Below are 18,102 nucleotides of genomic sequence, written 5' to 3' on the forward strand. Positions count from 1 at the left end.
CATTCAGCGCACTGCACAAGACAACGGAACCGGTCATCGGACCCCGCTGCTCTAGCCCGCGTTTTTTTCGGCATTGCACCGAGATGCGCTACAGATTATCGGCCTGCCTGGCCAACCCCAGCCCGATGTTGTTGTCGGGCTTTTTAATGCCTGAAATTCAGCCCATGGGCCTCAAGCCAGGGCTTTCAGCACCGCAGCAATACGCTGTAATACTTCAGCCTCACCCCGCTCGGCCCAATACAGGGCGATCATTTGCTCGTCAGCCTCGACCTTGAACACATCCGCAGGCAGCGTGTTGAATTGAGTCAACAAGCGCTCGTCCTCGCAGGGCTCGCGCCAGCGATTGAGCCAGACGCCGGCCTCAGTCTGCCAGTAAACCCAGGATGCGGCTTTTTCCACACGGCGCGGCCGATGATATTGCGCACAAGGGCTTGGCGGCTCCTTGGGCAACCAGTGCGGCCACTCCTGCGGCGCCAGTTGCATGGCCAGCCCCATGCGCCGCGCCTCCATGCGTAATGCCATTCTGCCGCTCTGTTGCCGCGACGGCCGCAGCCACACCAATGGGCTAAGCATCACACCAACGATTGACAGGATTATCCAGAACGTCATATTGCTTGCTGCCTTTTTATCCGCTTACCCATGGATGAAGATAATGGCCTGCCCAGACGGGCGTTAAAGAGCCATACTGAATGCATCGCAAACCTCCGGAGGACTTCCTCATGAAGTATGAACACGTTCTGGTCGCCATTGACCTCACTGATGAGTGCAGCCCTGTACTTGCCCGCGGTCGCGAGGTAGCAGTGCGCAACGGCGCCAAGCTTTCTCTGGTGCATATCGTTGAACCCATGGCCATGGCCTTCGGCGGCGACGTGCCCATGGACCTTTCGCAGCTACAACAACAGCAGTTCGATCAGGCCAAGGACAAACTGGCAGCTTTGGGGGTCGATTATCCTGAAGTCAAACTGGGCGACTCCCACCTTCTCTACGGGCAACCACGCCAGGGGATTCAAGACCTGGCTAAACAGCAAAACTGCGACCTGATCGTGGTCGGCAGTCACGGTCGTCACGGCCTTGCCCTGCTCCTCGGCTCGACCGCCAATGACGTGCTGCACGGCGCGCCCTGTGACGTGCTGGCCGTACGCCTGAAAAAAGCTGAATAACTGCCAGCCCCATCGCAGCCCGGCAGCAAAAAAGCCCGGATCATTGAATGATCCGGGCTTTTTTACGGCAACGCCAAACGCATTCAGGCGTCCAGTTCAGCCCAACGCTCCAGCAAACCGTCAAGCTGAGCCTGGCGGTTTTCCAGCTGGGCCAGCACGGCGGCGGTCTGTTCGGCAGGACGCTGGTAGAAACCCGCTTCGGCCATTTCAGCATTCAGGGCCGCCATCTGCGCTTCGACTTCGTCGATTTGCTCAGGCAACGCTTCCAGCTCGCGCTGCAGCTTGTAGCTGAGCTTTTTCTTGGCAACCGGCATGTCCTTGGCAGCAACAGGCGTCGCTTCGACCACTGCGGTGGCCAGCTCGGCTTTGCCTGACTTGGTATCGGTCACGCCCAGCAGACGTGGCGAACCACCCTGACGCAGCCAGTCCTGATAGCCACCGACGTATTCACGAACCTTGCCTTCACCTTCGAACACCAGCGTGCTGGTGACGACGTTGTCGAGGAATGCCCTGTCGTGACTGACCATCAACACGGTGCCCTTGAAGGTCAGCAGCACTTCTTCCAGCAACTCCAGGGTTTCAACGTCCAGGTCGTTGGTGGGTTCGTCGAGCACCAGCAGGTTCGCTGGCTTGCTGAACAGTTTGGCCAGCAACAAGCGCGCACGCTCACCGCCGGACAGCGCCTTGACCGGTGTCCGCGCACGTTGCGGGCTGAACAGGAAGTCGCCCAGATAGCTCAGCACGTGTCGGCTCTGGCCGTCGATATCGATGAAGTCACGCCCTTCGGCGACGTTATCGATAACGGTTTTTTCCAGATCCAGCTGATGGCGCAACTGGTCGAAGTAAGCCACGTCCAGACGTGTGCCGACCTCAACCGAGCCGTTGGTCGGCTGCAGGTTATCAAGCATCAGCTTGAGCAAGGTGGTCTTGCCAGTACCGTTGGCGCCGAGCAGACCGATACGGTCTTCGCGCTGCAGAACCATGGAGAAATCCTTGATCAACATCGGGCCGCCCGGGTGAGCGAAGCTGACGTTGTCGAGGACCATGACCTGCTTGCCGGATTTATCGGCGGTATCGAGCTGGATATTGGCCTTGCCGGTACGCTCGCGACGTTCGCTGCGCTCTACACGCAACTCTTTAAGGGCACGCACGCGGCCTTCGTTACGGGTACGACGGGCCTTGATGCCCTGGCGAATCCAGACTTCTTCCTGGGCCAGACGCTTGTCGAACAGCGCGTTGGCGGTCTCTTCCGCCGAGAGCATGGCTTCCTTGTGGACCAGGAAGCTGGCGTAGTCGCCATTCCAGTCGATCAGGCCGCCACGATCCAGTTCCAGAATCCGGGTTGCCAGGTTCTGCAGGAAGGAACGGTCGTGCGTGATGAACAACACGGCGCCCTGGAAACCCATCAAGGCTTCTTCGAGCCAGGCGATGGCGCCGATGTCCAGGTGGTTGGTTGGCTCATCGAGCAGCAGCAGATCCGGCTCGGACACCAGCGCCTGAGCAAGCAGCACGCGACGACGCCAGCCGCCGGACAACTCGGCCAGGGTCTTGTCGGCCGGCAATTGCAGGCGACTCAGGGTGCTGTCGACCAGTTGCTGCAGACGCCAGCCGTCACGGGCTTCGAGGTCCTGCTGCACATGCATCAGCTTGTCGAGGTCTTCCTCGGTCACGCAGTTCTGCGCCAGATGATGGTATTGCGCGAGCAAGGCGCCAACGCCATCCAGGCCTTCGGCTACGACGTCGAATACAGTCCGCTCGTCGGCCACCGGCAATTCCTGGGGCAGTTCACCGATCTTGAGCCCCGGCGCACGCCAGACAGCCCCGTCATCAGGCTTTTGCACACCTTTGACCAGCTTCAACATGCTGGACTTGCCAGTACCGTTTCGGCCGATGATGCACACCCGCTCACCACGGGCAATTTGCCAGGACACCTTGTCCAACAACGGCATGGCGCCGAAAGCAAGGGACACATCGGTGAATTTGAGCAGGGTCATGAGCTTCTCCAAAAACTGGGGGCGCATTCTACCTGAGATAGCGGGCCTATGTGGGCTTTCAGTGATGATTGACCGGGCACCATGGGAGCGATTGCCTCCTTATATAGCCGTGATTTATTTCCAAGTGCGAAACCCCCGTCGGCAATGCTTTCACCCGGAGCTGGCAAAAGGCTAAGCTAGCGGCACTTTTCACGATTCATCTGCTCGGAAGTCTCATGCGCAGTCGCTTGTTCGGTCTTTTCTCCTGCCTCATCCTCTCGGCAACCGTGGCCCAGAGCACCTACGCCGCGGATCTTGGCCAGCAACGCCAATATTACGATGAGGCCAAGCGCGCGCTGGCCAAAGGCGACACCGGTCCTTATCGGATGTACGCCGCTGAACTCGCCGACTATCCGCTGGAGCCCTATCTGGCCTACGACGAGCTGACCGCCCGACTGAAAAGCGCCAGCAACCCGGAAATCGAGAAGTTCCTGGCCGAGCATGGCGACCTGCCTCAGGCCAACTGGATGAAATTGCGCTGGTTGCGCTCGCTGGCCGAACGCGGCGACTGGCAACCCTTCGTCAAGTATTACGACCCGAAGATGAATTTCGTCGAACTCGACTGCCTGTACGGCCAATACCTGCTGGGCCACGGCAAGAAAGCCGAGGGCTATGCGAGCGCTGAAAAACTGTGGATGACTGGCAAGACGCTGCCGGATGCCTGTGACGGCTTCTTTGCGCAGTGGGCGGCCGACGGCCAGTTGCCCGAGCAGAAACGCTGGCAGCGCGCCAAGCTGGCGGCCACCGCTGGCAATTACAGCCTGGCAACAACACTGGTCAACAGCCTCAACAGCCTGGCCCCGCAAGGCAGATTGCTGCTGGCGGTGGCGAAGAAGCCGGAAATGCTCAACAACCCGGGCCAGTTCGCCCCGGTGGATGAAGCCATGTCCGATGTCGTCGGCCTTGGCCTGCGACGTCTGGCGAAACAGGACCCGCAGAAAGCCCTGGAAATGCTCGACGGCTACGCGACCACCATGCACTTCTCCCGGGAAGAACAGGTGCAGATCGCCAAGGAAATCGGCTTGACCCTGGCCCGCCGCTACGATGGCCGCGCGCTGGAAGTGATGACCAAGTACGACCCGGAGCTGCGGGATAACACCGTGACCGAATGGCGTCTGCGCCTGCTGTTGCGGCTTGGCCGCTGGGAAGACGCTTACGAGCTGACCCGCCGCCTGCCCAAGGATCTGGCCGACACCAATCGCTGGCGTTATTGGGAAGCGCGCTCGCTGGAACTTGCCCAACCCGGCAGCCCGTTGATTGCCAACCTCTATAAAGGCGTGGCGAAAGAGCGGGATTTCTACGGATTCCTCGCCGCCGACCGCACGCAAAGTTCCTATCAGCTCAACAACAAGCCGCTGCTGCTCAGTCAGGCGCTGATCACCAAAGTGCGCAATACACCCGGCGTGCGTCGCGCTCTGGAATTTCATGCGCGCGGGCAGATCGTCGACGGTCGCCGTGAGTGGTACCACGTCAGTCGTTCGTTCAGCCGTGATGAAATGGTCGCTCAGGCCAAACTGGCCTACGACCTGAAATGGTACTTCCCGGCCATCCGCACCATCAGCCAGGCGCAATATTGGGACGATCTGGATATCCGCTTCCCGATGGCCCACCGCGAAACGCTGGTCCGTGAAGCGCAGCTGCGTGGTCTGCATTCAAGCTGGGTGTTCGCGATTACCCGCCAGGAAAGCGCCTTCATGGACGATGCCCGCTCCGGCGTCGGCGCCAGCGGCCTGATGCAATTGATGCCGGCCACGGCCAAGGAAACTGCGCGCAAGTTCAGCATTCCGCTGGCATCGCCTCAGCAAGTGCTGGACCCGGACACCAACATCCAGCTGGGCGCGGCGTATCTGAGCCAGGTGCATAGCCAGTTCAACGGTAACCGCGTGCTGGCATCGGCGGCTTACAACGCAGGCCCAGGCCGCGTTCGCCAATGGCTCAAGGGCGCCAATCACCTGGCCTTTGATGTCTGGGTGGAAAGCATCCCTTTCGACGAAACCCGCCAGTACGTGCAGAACGTGTTGTCTTATTCGGTGATCTACGGACAAAAGCTCAACTCACCGCAGCCGCTGGTGGATTGGCATGAGCGGTTTTTCGATGATTTGTGAGTGCTGAATTTGTTGGAGCGAGCGGGCGGCGTCCCGACTTGCCCGCGAAGAGGATTACGCGGTGGGTCTAACCTACCGTGGCGCCTGCTTCGCGGCCGTCGTAACCTCCGAACGCTCCCACAGACAATCACTCCAGAATTTCAACCGGCATCCCTACTTCAATCACACCGCGCCCATCACTGACCATGTTCTGCCCAAACCACACATCCCCTTCACGCTCGCGATAGGTCTTGAGGGTGGTCAGGGGTTCGCGGTCGGCGTTGCGCTCGCCGGTGGCCGGGTCGATGGTGGTCAGGATGCAGCGCGTGCAACCTTTGAGCAGGCGGAATTCGATGTCGCCGATGCGGATGCGCTTCCAGCCGTCCTCAGCAAAGGCTTCAGCGCCTTCGACCACCAGGTTCGGACGAAAACGCAGCATCTCTTGCGGGCGGCCGATCCTGGCAGACAAGTCATCCAGCGATGCCTGACCAATCAACAGCAAGGGAAACCCATCAGCGAAGCCGACCTTGTCATCGATGGTGCCGTAACCACTGGGCAACCAGCGCGCACGATCCGCGGGCACATAAACCATGCGCGTCGGCTTGCCGATGAAGTCGCTGACCCAGCGCGCCGCTTCGTCACCGGCATCCGGTACGCGCAGGGTATCGCGCCACAGCGTGACGCCACGCAAGGTGGGCTCGCTGTTCTCGGGAAGTGGCACATCAAGGGACGAATAACCAGGCGCCGACAGCGTGACGCCGCCACTGGCGTTCCACAGCACGGAAAGTTGCGACATGTGCGGCAAGGCGCGCTGGGTCAGGAAGCGACCGCTGTTTTCTTCCACCAGCATCCAGCGTCGATCGCCGACCATCCCCAGTTCGTCAAACGCCGCCCGCTGCAACACATGGGCCTTGCAGGATTTGAGGGGGAATTGATAGAGCGCACTGAGATGCAACATGGCCTGATCCTTGTGTGGCAGGTGATAAGCGAAGGCTCGGAGAGCCACAAGCTTATACGAACCTGCCAGGGATCAGACAGACAAAAACGGCCTGCCCGAGCGGGGATTCAGCCAGGCACAAACATCAGCCGTGGATCATCGTCAGGCGCTCGCGCACCACATCCACCAACTTGTCGGGCTGGAATTTGGAGAGGAAGTTGTCGCAGCCGACCTTTTTCACCATGGATTCGTTGAAACTGCCGGAAAGCGAGGTGTGCAGCACGACATATAATTCGCGCAGGCGCGGATCGTTACGGATTTCAGTGGTCAGACGATAACCGTCCATTTCCGGCATTTCGGCATCGGTAAAGATCATCAGCAGTTTGTCGGTCATGACTTCGCCACTGTCCGCCCAGCCCTTGAGCATGTTCAGTGCCTTGAGGCCGTCGCTGGCCACATGCAGCTTCACGCCGAGCTGAGACAAGGTGTCACGCAACTGGCTGAGCGCCACTTTGGAATCGTCGACCAGCAGGATTTCACGGCCACGGGCACGCTCGAGAATCGGATCTTCGAGCTTCTCGCGGGAGACCTTGGCGTTGTACGGCACGATTTCGGCGAGGACTTTTTCCACGTCGATGATTTCCACCAGCTGGTCATCGACCTTGCTGATGGCAGTCAGGTAATGCTGGCGCCCGGCGCTGGCTGGTGGCGGCAGGATCGACTCCCAGTTCATGTTGACGATGCGGTCCACGCCACCGACCAGAAATGCCTGAACCGAACGGTTGTATTCAGTCACGATGATCGTGCTGGTTGGCCCCGGCACCAGCGGGCGCATGCCGATTGCCTGGGAAAGGTCGATCACCGGCAATGTCTGGCCGCGCAGGTTGACCACACCGCAGACGAACGCATGCCGCTGGGGCATCAGGGTCAGCTTCGGCAGCTGGAGCACTTCCTGGACCTTGAACACGTTGATGGCGAATAACTGCCGACCCGCCAGGCGAAACATGAGAATTTCCAGGCGGTTCTCGCCCACCAGCTGTGTGCGTTGATCTACCGAGTCGAGAATGCCAGCCATGTATAGCTCCAGAAGCGTGGGTCACAGTGAGTCCGCTAGACCTGTTATCGGCTGATGTGAGCGAGACCTTAATCACAATAAAATGCCACGTCCCAGGCTTGATGTCACATTAACACCATCGCTTGTGGGAATTTTCTTTCAGCGTGTCTGAGCACGGCAAATGGGAGACCGGTCAAGTTTTGGTGAACTTCAGAATCGGCCTACAGACTTCCATTGGAAATCCACATTTACTGGCAGCCACTCGCTGAACGCGAGCCCCAGTCGCCGGCCATGAAATGTGGAGATCAAGCATGCTGAACGGCCTTCAATGGCAAGACAGGTATCCCGAATTTCTCAGCGAAACCCAGGCGCTGCTGAGCCGCTTGCAGGAATGCCTGCTGCACCTGGAGCTGATCAACGACGATCAAGACGCCATTGACGGTCTGATCGCCACCTTGCACAAACTCAGCAACGCGGCAGAAAACGCTGCGGTTGCCGGCGTTGCGGACTTCTCCCGACAATTGCTGAGTGTGTTGAGTGCCGCAATGCTCGACAGGCATTTCCAGGACAATGCGTTGCTGGTGTTGAAAGACTGTTTCGCCCTGCTCGCCTGGCAGCTCGAACTGATCGATCCCCGCGACGGGCTGTTAATGCTCGACGACAGCGAACAGCGCGAGCTGCTGGCGAATCTCACGTCCGCCACCCGGCCTGTACCAAGCGTGACGGACGCAGGAAAATGCTCGTTCCAACGGGTGCCGGTGTTTGCTGCGCGACAACGCGGCGTCTGGACGACATGTCCTCTCCCACCGGAAGATCCAGAGGGTCAGTCCGCGTGAGCAATGTGCCGGCGCGTCGTGAACAGCGCAGAATCGGCCGGCAGATGCACATACAGCGCTGCCGGACGGGCCGAAAATCGGAGGTTTTCGCCTGACAACGGCTCGCCGTCCAGATTTATATCCAGCCCTTGCGCCGACTTCAGTTCGACCCAGGGCAGGCGCGCGCGAATGAACATGTTGTCGATGCCCAACCCGCCTTCCAGCAATCCTCTCAGCGTCCCGACCAGTTCCTGAGGTGCGGGCAAAATGCTGATATCGAGCAAGCCATCATCGGCCAGCGCAGTCGGGCACAGCACGTGTCCACCACCGGCTTGTCGACCATTGCCGATGCCCAGTGCCAGCAGGTCGCCGCGCCAGCGGAAATCCGGACCATTCAATTCGCCATAGGCCGTACTCAGTTCACTGAAGCGTGTCAGCCCGGTGAACAGATAAGCGGCACCGCCCAGGACCTTTTTCAGGTCTTCCGAGGTGTTGGCGGTGACCTGGCTACCGAAACCGCCGGTTGCCATGTTGAGAAATATCTTGCCGTCGACTTCGCCGAGATCCACCGGGCGCGCAGGCACAGCCAGCAAGTCCAGCGCCGCCTTCGGTTCCAGCGGTATGCCCGCCGCTCGCGCGAAATCATTGGCGGTGCCCAACGGCATGATGGTTAGCTCGGCGTCGCTATCTGCCAGGGCTTCGGCGATGTCGCGCAACGTACCGTCGCCGCCACCCGCGATGATTTGCGTGTGCCCCGCCGCCAGCGCTTCCTTTACCAGGCGTTGCGCATCGCCGCCCTCCCAGGTGACACGTACGTCCAGCTCCCAACCTTCATTGCGCTTGTCCGTCACGGCGGCGCGCACTTCTTCATTGAGTGCCTGCTTGCCGTGCAGAATTAGCATCGCTTTTCGACCTGTCATCAACGCGCCCTCCCCTCTGATTCAATGCGCAAGATGTTGACCCCAGCGAAAGAAAAAAAGCCCTTCAATCGCAGAATAATTTCTCCCGCGCGGCTGATTTCTTCATACATGTCCCGTTTCATGAGCTTTACTCCCTCCCAAATATCTGTTCGAGGGTGATTCACTCAGTCAAATAGAAGCGCACTGCGTTTTGAGTGCATGCCGGACGGGAAATATCAGCAAAACGACAGGTGGAGTCGTAAAAAACGCGCACAAGCCAAAATACTGACTATATTTTTATCCTTTACAGCAAGTGACGTTTTATTGACCACCCAACGCTTATTCAGGTATGTCGTCGAAAAAGGGCTGTGTGGTTCGACACTGACAACCCTTACGCACTGTCCCCGCAGTGCTTTTTCACTCGTGAGGCTAATTGATGAGCACCCTCATCCCTTGCATCATCGCCGGCGGCGCCGGCACCCGGTTATGGCCGGTGTCCCGCGAAGCCATGCCAAAACCCTTCATACGCCTTCCCGACGGCGAAAGCCTGCTGCAGAAAACCTTCATGCGTGCCGTAGGGCTGCCCGACGTTGATCGCTTGCTCACCGTAACCAATCGAGAAGTGTACTTCCGCACGGTTGACGACTATCGGCAGCTGAACAAAACCCGGGTCGCGCTGGATTTCGTCCTTGAGCCCTTTGGCCGCAATACCGCACCGGCAGTGGCTGCCGCCGCATTGCACGTGGCCCGCCTGTATGGCGAAGACGCCCAGTTGCTGATTCTGCCGGCGGACCATTTAATTGCCGACGTTGCGGCCTTCTCTGCAGCGGTCCAGCAGGCACGAGTTCTGGCTGACCAGGGCTGGCTGGTGACCTTCGGGATTTTGCCGGACAAGGCGGAAACCGGTTTCGGCTACATCGAAAAAGGTCAGTCGTTGAACGAGCACGGCTATCAGGTCGCGCGTTTTGTTGAAAAACCGGACGCCGCCACCGCGCAAAGCTATCTGGACGGAGGCCTGCATTTATGGAATGCCGGCATGTTTTGCATGCGCGCCGATACCCTGTTGAGCGAGTTTCAGGAGCATGCGCCGCAGATCCTCGCGGCGGTCCAGCAATGCCTTGAGCAAAGCACCAGCAAGCAAGGCAATCACGAACTGCAACTGGAACTGGACAGCCATTCCTTTGCCCTGGCGCCGGACATTTCCATTGACTACGCGCTGATGGAACGCTCGCAAAAGGTCGCGGTGATCCCTTGCCAGTTAGGCTGGAGCGATATCGGCTCCTGGCAGGCCTTGCGCGAACTGACCCCGGTCGATGAGCTGGGCAACCAGTGCAACGGTCAGACCGTGCTGCACGACGTAACCAACTGTTACATCGACTCGCCGAATCGCCTGGTCGGTGGCATCGGCCTGGATGACCTGATCATCATCGACACGCCGGATGCCTTGCTGATCGCCGATGGCAAGCGCACTCAGGATGTGAAAGTCATCGCACAGGAACTCAAGCGCCAGGGCCATGATGCCTATCGCCTGCATCGCACGGTCACCCGGCCATGGGGCACTTATACCGTGCTGGAGGAAGGCAAGCGCTTCAAGATCAAACGCATCGTGGTCCGGCCCCAGGCATCGCTTTCATTGCAAATGCATCACCATCGCAGCGAGCACTGGATTGTCGTCAGCGGCATGGCCAGGGTCACCAATAACGACGCCGAATTCATGCTCGACACCAATGAGTCCACATTCATCAAACCCGGACACACCCATCGCCTGGTCAATCCGGGGGTCATCGATCTGGTGATGATCGAGGTGCAGAGCGGCGAATACCTCGGTGAAGACGACATCGTGCGTTTCACCGATATCTATGGCCGTGTGCCCACCGAAGCGGCCAAGGTCTAGGGAACCTAACGCAGTCCTGCCGCGCGTGCTGGTGGCAGGCCTGATCCTGTGATCCGCGTGTCAATGACTGATCATCCATGGCCTTCCTGCCGTCTTGCCTTTCAGCGCATGAGGATTGGCCTTGGTCGGCAGCACGGTTTTGCTCGGCGCACAGCAGCTGCAACCGCTGGGGTGGCGCTTGCTTTCCTGATACTCGGCCACGGTTTTGGGGGCGTTGGCGCTGCGTTCGTTGGTTTCGATGGCGCGGCGCTTGTTGCCTGACACCGTACTCAAACCCGGCGCCGACAAAATCACCCGCATGCTCGACTCGCCGCATTGCGGGCAGGCGCAAGGCATGCCGCTTTCGGCCATGGGTTTGAGCGCCGTGAAATCGCCACAGCTGGGGCAATCGAATTCGTACATGGGCATGGGCAAATCCCTGAAAGTTGTTGAAATCTTGTTGGGGCGAGGCTTGCCCGCGAACCAGTCGCCTCGGTGTATCAGGCATCCCGCGTTATCGCTCTTCGCGGGCAAGCCTCGCTCCAACAAGTAGAACCTACAAATCGTAGGCAATCGGCAAATCCACCAACCCATCAATAAATCGGGTCGGGCCGTTGGCGTTGGGGTTGATGTCGAACTGGAAGATTTCCGTCGGCAGCCACAAGGTCGCGCAGGCGTTGGGGATATCGACGATACCGCTGATATGCCCTTGCACCGGCGCAGAGCCAAGCAACGCATAACCCTGGGCCGGGGAGTAGCCAAACTTGGTCAGGTAGTTGATCGCGTTCAGGCATGCCTGGCGGTAGGCGATGTTGACGTCCAGGTAATGCTGCTTGCCGGCCTCGTCCACCGAGATGCCTTCGAAGATCAGGTATTTGTTGTAGTTGGGCACGATGGGGCTGGGCTTGAACACCGGGTTCTTGATGCCGTATTTCTCCATGCCGCCCTTGATCAGCTCGACGCGCATGTGCACCCAACCGGCCATTTCGATGGCGCCGCAAAAGGTGATTTCACCGTCGCCCTGGCTGAAGTGCAAATCGCCCACCGACAGGCCCGCGCCGTCCACGTAAACCGGGAAGAACACCTTCGAGCCGCGCGACAAATCCTTGATGTCGCAGTTGCCGCCATGCTCACGGGGCGGCACGGTCCGCGCGCCGGTTGCGGCCGCCAGATCACGGGCCGGACCTTTGAGCTTGCCCAGATGCGCGGTTGCAGCAGAGGGCGGATTGGCCAGCGGCGGCACGCGGGTCGGGTTGGTGTCGATCAGCTCCTGCTCGCGCTTGTTCCATTCGGCGAGCATCTTGTGATCCGGCAGGCAACCGATCAGACCGGGATGGATAAGACCGGCGAACTCCACACCCGGAATGTGCCGGGAGCTGGTCATCATGCCCTTGAAATCCCAGATGGCTTTTTGCGCCGACGGGAAGTGATCGGTCAGGAAGCCGCCGCCGTTATTGCGCGAGAAAAACCCGTTGAAGCCCCATTGGGAATCGGCACGTGCGCCGATGTCGAGCAGGTCCACCACCAGCAAGTCACCCGGCTCGGCGCCATGCACGCCAATCGGCCCGGACAGGTAATGCACGGTGGACAGGTCCACATCGCGCACATCGCTGGCGTCGTCGTTGTTCTTGATCGCGCCCGCGGTCCAGTCGTAGGTTTCGAGGATGAAGTCATCGCCCGGCTTGACCCACGCGGCCATGGGAATGTCCGGATGCCAGCGGTTGTGGATGTTTTCGTTTTCGGTGACAGGCTGGTTGAGGTCGACTTTGATCAGAGTTTCGGTCATGGCGTATCTCCTGGGTTAGAGAGTGAATTCGGTCAATCAAGAGTGATCGGATCGACGCTTTCGCGAGCAAGCTCGCTCCCACATGTGAAGTGCGGCCAGTGGGAGCGAGCTTGCTCGCGAAGAGGTCGGCTCAAACAACAAAGCTGCCGGCATAAATCACACCGACAAATACCGGCTGATCGTCGCTTCATCGACATTGGCCCGGGTCTCTTCGATGACGAAGCGGCCCTTCTCGATGACCAGGAAGCGATCAGCGATTTCCAGGGTGAACGACAGCACTTGCTCGGAGACCACGATGGTCAGGTTGCGCAAGGTGCGGATTTCTTTGAGGGTGCGGGCGATGTCCTTGATGATCGACGGCTGGATGCCTTCGGTGGGTTCGTCCAGCAACAAAACCTTGGGGTTGGTCGCCAGCGCCCGGGCAATCGCCAGTTGCTGCTGTTGCCCGCCGGACAGGTTGCCGCCGCGCCGACCGCGCATGTCGTAGAGCACCGGGAACAGCGCGTAGAGGTCTTCCGGAACGATGCCGCGAGCCGACGCGGGCAAGCCGGTCTGAATGTTTTCCAGCACGCTCATGGCCGGAAAAATCATTCGGCCTTGCGGGACGTAAGCCATGCCGTGCTCGACCCGCGAGTGGGTTTCCATGCCGGAAACTTCCACGCCCGCCACCTGAATTTGCCCGCCCCATTGTGGGAGGATGCCCATCAAACTCTTGAACAGCGTGGTCTTGCCCATGCCGTTGCGGCCCATGACCGCGACGATTTCCTGCTTCTCGACGTTAAGGTCCAGGTCATGAAGAATCTGGCTCTGGCCATAACCGCACGCCAGCTGATTGATCTTGAACATGCCGCGCTCCTTATTAATGGCCCAGATACACTTCGATAACTTTCGGGTTTTTCTGCACCGACTCCATGCTGCCTTCGGCCAGGACCTTGCCTTGGTGCAGCACCGTGACCTTGTGCGCGATACTTTTGACGAATTCCATGTCGTGCTCGATGACCAGCACCGAGCGGCCCTGGCTGATGCGATTGAGCAACTCGGCGGTCTGCGAACGCTCACTGACGCTCATGCCCGCGACCGGCTCGTCGAGCATCAACAGCTCCGGGTCCTGCATCAGCAACATGCCGATTTCCAGCCACTGTTTCTGGCCGTGGGACAGCAAACCGGCCTGCTGCTGGAGCAATTCGCCGAGGAAGATATCCGCCGCCACTTCGTTGACCCGCGCCACCACTTCGGCCGTACGCTTGAAGAACAGCGCACCGAACACCGAGCGGCCTGCTGGAAAAGACATTTCCAGGTTTTCGAACACGCTCAAATTGTCGTAGATCGATGGGGTCTGGAACTTGCGGCCGACCCCGGCGCGAACGATGTCGTACTCATGCATTTTGGTCAGCTCGCGCCCGTCGAACTGGATGCTGCCACTGGTGGCGCGGGTCTTGCCGCAGATCAGGTCGAGCACCGTGGTCTTGCCAGCTCCGTTGGGGCCGATCACCACGCGCACTTCATTGCGGTCGATGTACAGATTCAGGTCGTCCACCGCCTTGAAACCGTCGAAGGAAACCGTCAGCCCTTCGATGGCCAGCACCGGTTTGTGCATCTGAAAAGCGGTTGGGCCGCTCATGGCTGAGTCTCCATGGAAGTGGCGGCGGTCTTGGAGGGCGTCGCGACAGGCCCCGGCGGCGGCGTAATGACGACCGCTCTGGCAATCACCGGCTCGGGTTTGTGCAGCACGCGGTCAAACCATTTGCGACCGTGGCTTTCCCACAACCCGGCCAGGCCGTTGGGGAAATACATGACCACGGCGATGAACAAGCCGCCCATCAGGTACAGCCACAACTCAGGGAAGGATTCGGAGAAATAGGTCTTGCCGTAGTTGACCAGCAGCGAGCCATACACAGCACCGAGCAGCGACATACGCCCGCCCACTGCGGCGAAAATCACCATCTCGATGGAGGGCACGATGCCCACGAACGACGGCGACATGAAGCCCACTTGCAAGGCGAACATCGCCCCGCCAATCGCCGAAAACGCTGCCGCGACGCAATAGACGAAGATCTTGAAACTGGCCACGTCGTAGCCGGAGAAACGCACGCGTTCTTCCTTGTCGCGCATGGCCATCAGCAAGCGGCCGAGCTTGGACGCCAGGATGAATTTGCCGATCAGAATGCAGCCGAACAGTAAGGCGGCGTTGATGAAATACAAGGCCAGCTTGGCGCTGTCGTCGCGGATGTCCCAGCCCAGCAGCGTCTTCAGATCGGTGATGCCGTTGACGCCACCAGTCAGGCCTTGCTGGCCGATGATCAGCACCGTCAGGATCAGCGCGATGGCCTGGGTGACGATGGAGAAATACACGTCGCCGACCCGACGCTTGAACATTGCCAGGCCGATCACCAACGCCAGCAATACCGGCACGGCGATCACCGCAATCACCGTGAAGGTGAAGCTGTGAAACGGCACCCATAACCAGGGCAGTTCGGTGATCTGGTTCCAGTCCATGAAGTCCGGAATACCGGGCGTGGACTGGATTTTGGTGCTTTGCGGGTCAGAGGCTTCCAGCTTGAGAAACATCGCCATGCAGTAACCGCCAAGGCCGAAAAACACGCCCTGCCCCAGGCTGAGAATCCCGCCGTAGCCCCAGCACAACACCAGGCCGACCGCGACAAACGCGTAGGTCAGGTATTTGCCGACCATGTTCAGGCGAAACGCATCGAGGGTCAGTGGGAACACCACCAGAATCAGCACGGCGAGGATCAACAGGCCGATCACACCCTGCCGGCCGCCGAGCATACCGGCCCCCTCCCGGCTAAAGCCGGTCCTACGGTTCAGAGCATTCATGGGGCCGCCTCTATTTACGTACTTTGCTGGAAAACAACCCTTGCGGGCGCATCAACAGAATCAGAATCACCGCCGACAGGGTCAGCACCTTGGCCATGGAACCGCTCATGAAGAATTCGGAAATCGACTGCGTCTGAGCGATGGCAAATGCTGAGGCAATGGTGCCGAACAGGCTTTGCGCGCCGCCGAACACCACCACCAGAAAGGTGTCGACGATGTACAGCGAACCAGCGGTGGGCCCGGTGGAGCCGATGGTGGTGAACGCGGCACCGGCCACCCCGGCCACGCCGCAACCCAGGGCGAAGGTCATGCGGTCGACCTTGCGGGTATTGATCCCCACGGCGCGGCTCATGATGCGGTTCTGTACCGTGGCCCGAACATGCAGGCCCCAACGGGTGCGATACAGCATCAGGAAAATCGTCGCCGTCAGCAGAACCGTCAGGCCCATGACGAACAGGCCATTACGCGGAATCTCGATGGCATCGCTCAGACTCACCGAACCCATCAACCATTCCGGCGGCGTGGCGCTGACTTCCCGAGCGCCGAAGATCGACCGAAAGCCCTGCTGCATCACCAGCGACAAACCCCAGGTGGCGAGCAACGTATCCAGCGGACGATGGTACAAGCGGCTGATCATCACCGACTCGACGACCCAACCCACCGCACCGGCCACCACGAATGACAACGCGATGGCGAAGAAGAAGTAATAAGGCTGCATGGACGGCATGTACTGCAGCGTCAGGCTGGACATGACGTAAGTGGTGTAAGCGCCGATGGTGAGAAATTCGCCATGGGCCATGTTGATAACGCCCATCTGGCCAAAAATGATCGCCAGCCCCAGGGCCATCAGCAGCAGGACGCAGAACACGGAAAGCCCGTTGAACCCCTGCATCGCCGCGATGGCACCAAATTCCGATAGCCATTCCATGATGATGGTCTCCGAGGTGGAAAAGTGCGGTTGTGGCAGCGTCGTAGGACCGGCTTTAGCCGGGAGGGCTATTTGCGAAACAGCACATGATTTGCGGTGAGTGAACTGACGCCCTCCCGGCTAAAGCCGGTCCTACAACGTCCCGCGAGGCTGCGCTGTTACTGATAGCCTTTAGGAAACGGATTCGGCTCGATCAGCTCCGACTCGTAGATGACTTTGAACTGGCCGTCGGCCTGAACTTCGCCAATGCGCGTCTTGCTCCACAGGTGATGGTTTTCGTGGATTTTCACGTAGCCTTCAGGTGCGGTTTTCAGCTCGATGCCAGGGGATGCAGCGACCACCTTGTCGACGTCGAAGCTGCCGGCTTTCTCAACGGCGGCTTTCCACAACCACGGGCCCAGGTAAGCGGCCTGAGTCACGTCGCCCATCACCGAATCCTTGCCGTACTTGGCCTTGAAGCTGTCGACGAAGGCTTTGTTGTTGGGGTTGTCCAGGCTCTGGAAGTACTTCATCGACGCGAAGAAGCCCTTCATGTTTTCGCCGCCGATACCCAGCAGTTCGTCTTCGGTGACCGACAGCGTCAGCAAGGTCTGCTTGGTGGAGTCAACGCCTGCCGCCTTGAGCTGTTTGTAGAAGGCAACGTTGGAACCGCCGACGACCGCAGCGAACACCACATCAGGTTTTTTCAGCTTGACCTTGTTGATCAGCGAGCCGAACTGGGTGTTGCCCAGCGGGTAGTAATCCTCGCCAACCACGGTGCCGTGCAGCACGTTTTCAATGTGCTTGCGGGCAATTTTCATCGAGGTGCGCGGCCAGATGTAATCCGAGCCGATCAGGTAAAAGGTCTTGGCGCCTTTGGTCTTGGCGATCCAGTCCAGGCTGGCGAGAATTTGCTGCGTAGCTTCCTGGCCGGTGTAGATCACGTTTTTCGACTGTTCCAGGCCTTCATAAAACGTCGGGTAATACAGCAGGCCGTTTTCTTTCTCGAACACTGGCAACACCGCTTTGCGCGATGCCGACGTCCAGCAACCGAACACCGCCGCTACCTTGTCGCCGACCAGCAGCTTCTTGGCTTTCTCGGCAAAGGTTGGCCAGTCCGACGCGCCGTCTTCCTGTACGACTTTGATCTGCCGACCGAGGATGCCACCCGAAGCGTTGATCTGATCGATGGCCAGACGCTCGGCCTGGATCGAACCGGTCTCGGAAATCGCCATGGTGCCGGTCGCCGAATGCAGTTGGCCCACGGTTACTTCAGTCGCGGTAACGGCAAGTCCGGTGGTGTTGGCGTCATCGGCCCAAGCCACCTGGCCAAATACACCTGCCGCAATCAGCGAGAGCGCAGCTGCGCCCAACGCCAATCGACGCGGCAAAAAACGTTTGGCGCCTGTCAGTCGTGAATCCATGTTCCCGCTCCTGTGCTGGTGGTTCGCCGAGATCCGGTAAAGGCGTCGTGGCGAGGTTGGAGCAAGCATGAAGTCGCGGGACAAAAGCCGGTATACGCACCATGACGTACCGGGCTACGTCATTTGACGTAGGGCCGGATAGGGGCAAAGCGAGGATGATTGCGCGCCTAGACACCCAACCCGTGGGAGCGAGCTTGCTCGCGAAGACAGTGTCTCAAACCGGGAAGATGCGCCTGATGTACTGACCTCTTCGCGAGCAAGCTCGCTCCCACGGTCGCGGTGATCAAAAGGCATC

The 18,102-nt window shown here is 59.5% G+C and carries 16 protein-coding genes; 4 read left to right on the plus strand and 12 right to left on the minus strand.

Features of this window, described 5'->3' with window-relative positions; translation table 11 throughout:
- Positions 1-171 precede the first annotated feature (171 nt).
- Positions 172-609, minus strand: a complete 438-nt coding sequence (locus AABC73_RS19330) for a hypothetical protein (RefSeq protein ID WP_341520528.1) — start codon at positions 607-609, stop codon at positions 172-174.
- 110 nt (positions 610-719) lie between these two features.
- Here AABC73_RS19330 and AABC73_RS19335 point away from each other — a divergent pair, with 110 nt between their 5' ends.
- Positions 720-1,160 (plus strand): universal stress protein, encoded by a 441-nt coding sequence (locus AABC73_RS19335; protein ID WP_341520529.1) that lies wholly within the window; start codon positions 720-722, stop codon positions 1,158-1,160.
- A gap of 83 nt (positions 1,161-1,243) precedes the next feature.
- On the opposite strand, the gene AABC73_RS19340 is transcribed toward AABC73_RS19335, so the two are convergent.
- Positions 1,244-3,154, minus strand: a complete 1,911-nt coding sequence (locus AABC73_RS19340) for an ATP-binding cassette domain-containing protein (RefSeq protein WP_065834467.1) — start codon at positions 3,152-3,154, stop codon at positions 1,244-1,246.
- Between the two features lie 215 nt (positions 3,155-3,369).
- Here AABC73_RS19340 and AABC73_RS19345 point away from each other — a divergent pair, with 215 nt between their 5' ends.
- Entirely contained in the window at positions 3,370-5,298 is a 1,929-nt protein-coding gene (locus AABC73_RS19345) for a transglycosylase SLT domain-containing protein (RefSeq protein ID WP_341520530.1), read from the plus strand.
- A 127-nt stretch (positions 5,299-5,425) separates the two neighbouring features.
- Here the strand turns inward: AABC73_RS19345 and AABC73_RS19350 are convergent, their stop codons facing one another.
- On the minus strand, positions 5,426-6,235 hold the full coding sequence (locus AABC73_RS19350) for an MOSC domain-containing protein (protein ID WP_341520531.1): 810 nt from the start codon (positions 6,233-6,235) through the stop codon (positions 5,426-5,428).
- 124 nt (positions 6,236-6,359) lie between these two features.
- The gene (locus AABC73_RS19355) at positions 6,360-7,289 is read right to left on the minus strand and encodes a chemotaxis protein CheV (protein ID WP_020294139.1); all 930 of its coding nucleotides are present in this window, start codon (positions 7,287-7,289) and stop codon (positions 6,360-6,362) included.
- Between the two features lie 290 nt (positions 7,290-7,579).
- On the opposite strand from AABC73_RS19355, the gene AABC73_RS19360 reads away from it, so the two are divergent.
- Complete coding sequence (locus AABC73_RS19360; protein ID WP_341520532.1) at positions 7,580-8,104, plus strand: hypothetical protein; 525 nt, start codon at positions 7,580-7,582, stop codon at positions 8,102-8,104.
- Here AABC73_RS19360 and yegS read toward each other — a convergent pair.
- Complete coding sequence (gene yegS / locus AABC73_RS19365) at positions 8,092-9,003, minus strand: lipid kinase YegS (protein WP_341520533.1); 912 nt, start codon at positions 9,001-9,003, stop codon at positions 8,092-8,094. The two genes, AABC73_RS19360 and yegS, sit on opposite strands and share 13 nt — an antisense overlap.
- Positions 9,004-9,418: 415 nt before the next feature.
- Between yegS and AABC73_RS19370 the strand changes: the two genes are divergently transcribed.
- Positions 9,419-10,876, plus strand: coding sequence for a mannose-1-phosphate guanylyltransferase/mannose-6-phosphate isomerase (locus AABC73_RS19370; RefSeq protein WP_341520534.1), 1,458 nt, complete (start codon positions 9,419-9,421; stop codon positions 10,874-10,876).
- Positions 10,877-10,936: 60 nt separating this feature from the next.
- Here the strand turns inward: AABC73_RS19370 and AABC73_RS19375 are convergent, their stop codons facing one another.
- From AABC73_RS19375 to urtA, 7 genes are all read right to left on the minus strand, one after another.
- On the minus strand, positions 10,937-11,284 hold the full coding sequence (locus AABC73_RS19375; protein ID WP_341520535.1) for an FmdB family zinc ribbon protein: 348 nt from the start codon (positions 11,282-11,284) through the stop codon (positions 10,937-10,939).
- 127 nt (positions 11,285-11,411) lie between these two features.
- Complete coding sequence (gene fmdA / locus AABC73_RS19380) at positions 11,412-12,641, minus strand: formamidase (RefSeq protein ID WP_065834459.1); 1,230 nt, start codon at positions 12,639-12,641, stop codon at positions 11,412-11,414.
- A gap of 156 nt (positions 12,642-12,797) precedes the next feature.
- A complete protein-coding gene (gene urtE, locus AABC73_RS19385) occupies positions 12,798-13,487 on the minus strand; it encodes an urea ABC transporter ATP-binding subunit UrtE (RefSeq protein WP_020294146.1) in 690 nt (229 codons plus the stop codon).
- A 13-nt stretch (positions 13,488-13,500) separates the two neighbouring features.
- A complete protein-coding gene (gene urtD / locus AABC73_RS19390; protein WP_341520536.1) occupies positions 13,501-14,262 on the minus strand; it encodes an urea ABC transporter ATP-binding protein UrtD in 762 nt (253 codons plus the stop codon).
- Positions 14,259-15,428, minus strand: a complete 1,170-nt coding sequence (gene urtC, locus AABC73_RS19395; RefSeq protein WP_341524285.1) for an urea ABC transporter permease subunit UrtC — start codon at positions 15,426-15,428, stop codon at positions 14,259-14,261. Before urtC ends, urtD begins: the two co-directional genes overlap by 4 nt.
- 58 nt (positions 15,429-15,486) lie before the next feature.
- Positions 15,487-16,404: an urea ABC transporter permease subunit UrtB gene (gene urtB, locus AABC73_RS19400; protein WP_065834456.1), complete on the minus strand. Its 918-nt coding sequence runs from the start codon at positions 16,402-16,404 to the stop codon at positions 15,487-15,489.
- A 158-nt stretch (positions 16,405-16,562) separates the two neighbouring features.
- Positions 16,563-17,807 (minus strand): urea ABC transporter substrate-binding protein, encoded by a 1,245-nt coding sequence (urtA, locus tag AABC73_RS19405; protein WP_341520537.1) that lies wholly within the window; start codon positions 17,805-17,807, stop codon positions 16,563-16,565.
- Between the last annotated feature and the right edge of the window lie 295 nt (positions 17,808-18,102).

Origin of the sequence: Pseudomonas sp. G.S.17, assembly GCF_038096165.1 — a bacterium.
GTDB lineage: Bacteria > Pseudomonadota > Gammaproteobacteria > Pseudomonadales > Pseudomonadaceae > Aquipseudomonas.

Bases quoted from the DNA above. Each gene is read 5' to 3' on its own strand.
- AABC73_RS19330 (WP_341520528.1), bottom strand. From the start codon at position 609: ATGACGTTCTGGATAATCCTGTCAATCGTTGGTGTGATGCTTAGCCCA.
- AABC73_RS19335 (WP_341520529.1), top strand. From the start codon at position 720: ATGAAGTATGAACACGTTCTGGTCGCCATTGACCTCACTGATGAGTGC.
- AABC73_RS19340 (WP_065834467.1), bottom strand. From the start codon at position 3,154: ATGACCCTGCTCAAATTCACCGATGTGTCCCTTGCTTTCGGCGCCATG.
- AABC73_RS19345 (WP_341520530.1), top strand. From the start codon at position 3,370: ATGCGCAGTCGCTTGTTCGGTCTTTTCTCCTGCCTCATCCTCTCGGCA.
- AABC73_RS19350 (WP_341520531.1), bottom strand. From the start codon at position 6,235: ATGTTGCATCTCAGTGCGCTCTATCAATTCCCCCTCAAATCCTGCAAG.
- AABC73_RS19355 (WP_020294139.1), bottom strand. From the start codon at position 7,289: ATGGCTGGCATTCTCGACTCGGTAGATCAACGCACACAGCTGGTGGGC.
- AABC73_RS19360 (WP_341520532.1), top strand. From the start codon at position 7,580: ATGCTGAACGGCCTTCAATGGCAAGACAGGTATCCCGAATTTCTCAGC.
- yegS (WP_341520533.1), bottom strand. From the start codon at position 9,003: ATGACAGGTCGAAAAGCGATGCTAATTCTGCACGGCAAGCAGGCACTC.
- AABC73_RS19370 (WP_341520534.1), top strand. From the start codon at position 9,419: ATGAGCACCCTCATCCCTTGCATCATCGCCGGCGGCGCCGGCACCCGG.
- AABC73_RS19375 (WP_341520535.1), bottom strand. From the start codon at position 11,284: ATGCCCATGTACGAATTCGATTGCCCCAGCTGTGGCGATTTCACGGCG.
- fmdA (WP_065834459.1), bottom strand. From the start codon at position 12,641: ATGACCGAAACTCTGATCAAAGTCGACCTCAACCAGCCTGTCACCGAA.
- urtE (WP_020294146.1), bottom strand. From the start codon at position 13,487: ATGTTCAAGATCAATCAGCTGGCGTGCGGTTATGGCCAGAGCCAGATT.
- urtD (WP_341520536.1), bottom strand. From the start codon at position 14,262: ATGAGCGGCCCAACCGCTTTTCAGATGCACAAACCGGTGCTGGCCATC.
- urtC (WP_341524285.1), bottom strand. From the start codon at position 15,428: ATGCTCGGCGGCCGGCAGGGTGTGATCGGCCTGTTGATCCTCGCCGTG.
- urtB (WP_065834456.1), bottom strand. From the start codon at position 16,404: ATGGAATGGCTATCGGAATTTGGTGCCATCGCGGCGATGCAGGGGTTC.
- urtA (WP_341520537.1), bottom strand. From the start codon at position 17,807: ATGGATTCACGACTGACAGGCGCCAAACGTTTTTTGCCGCGTCGATTG.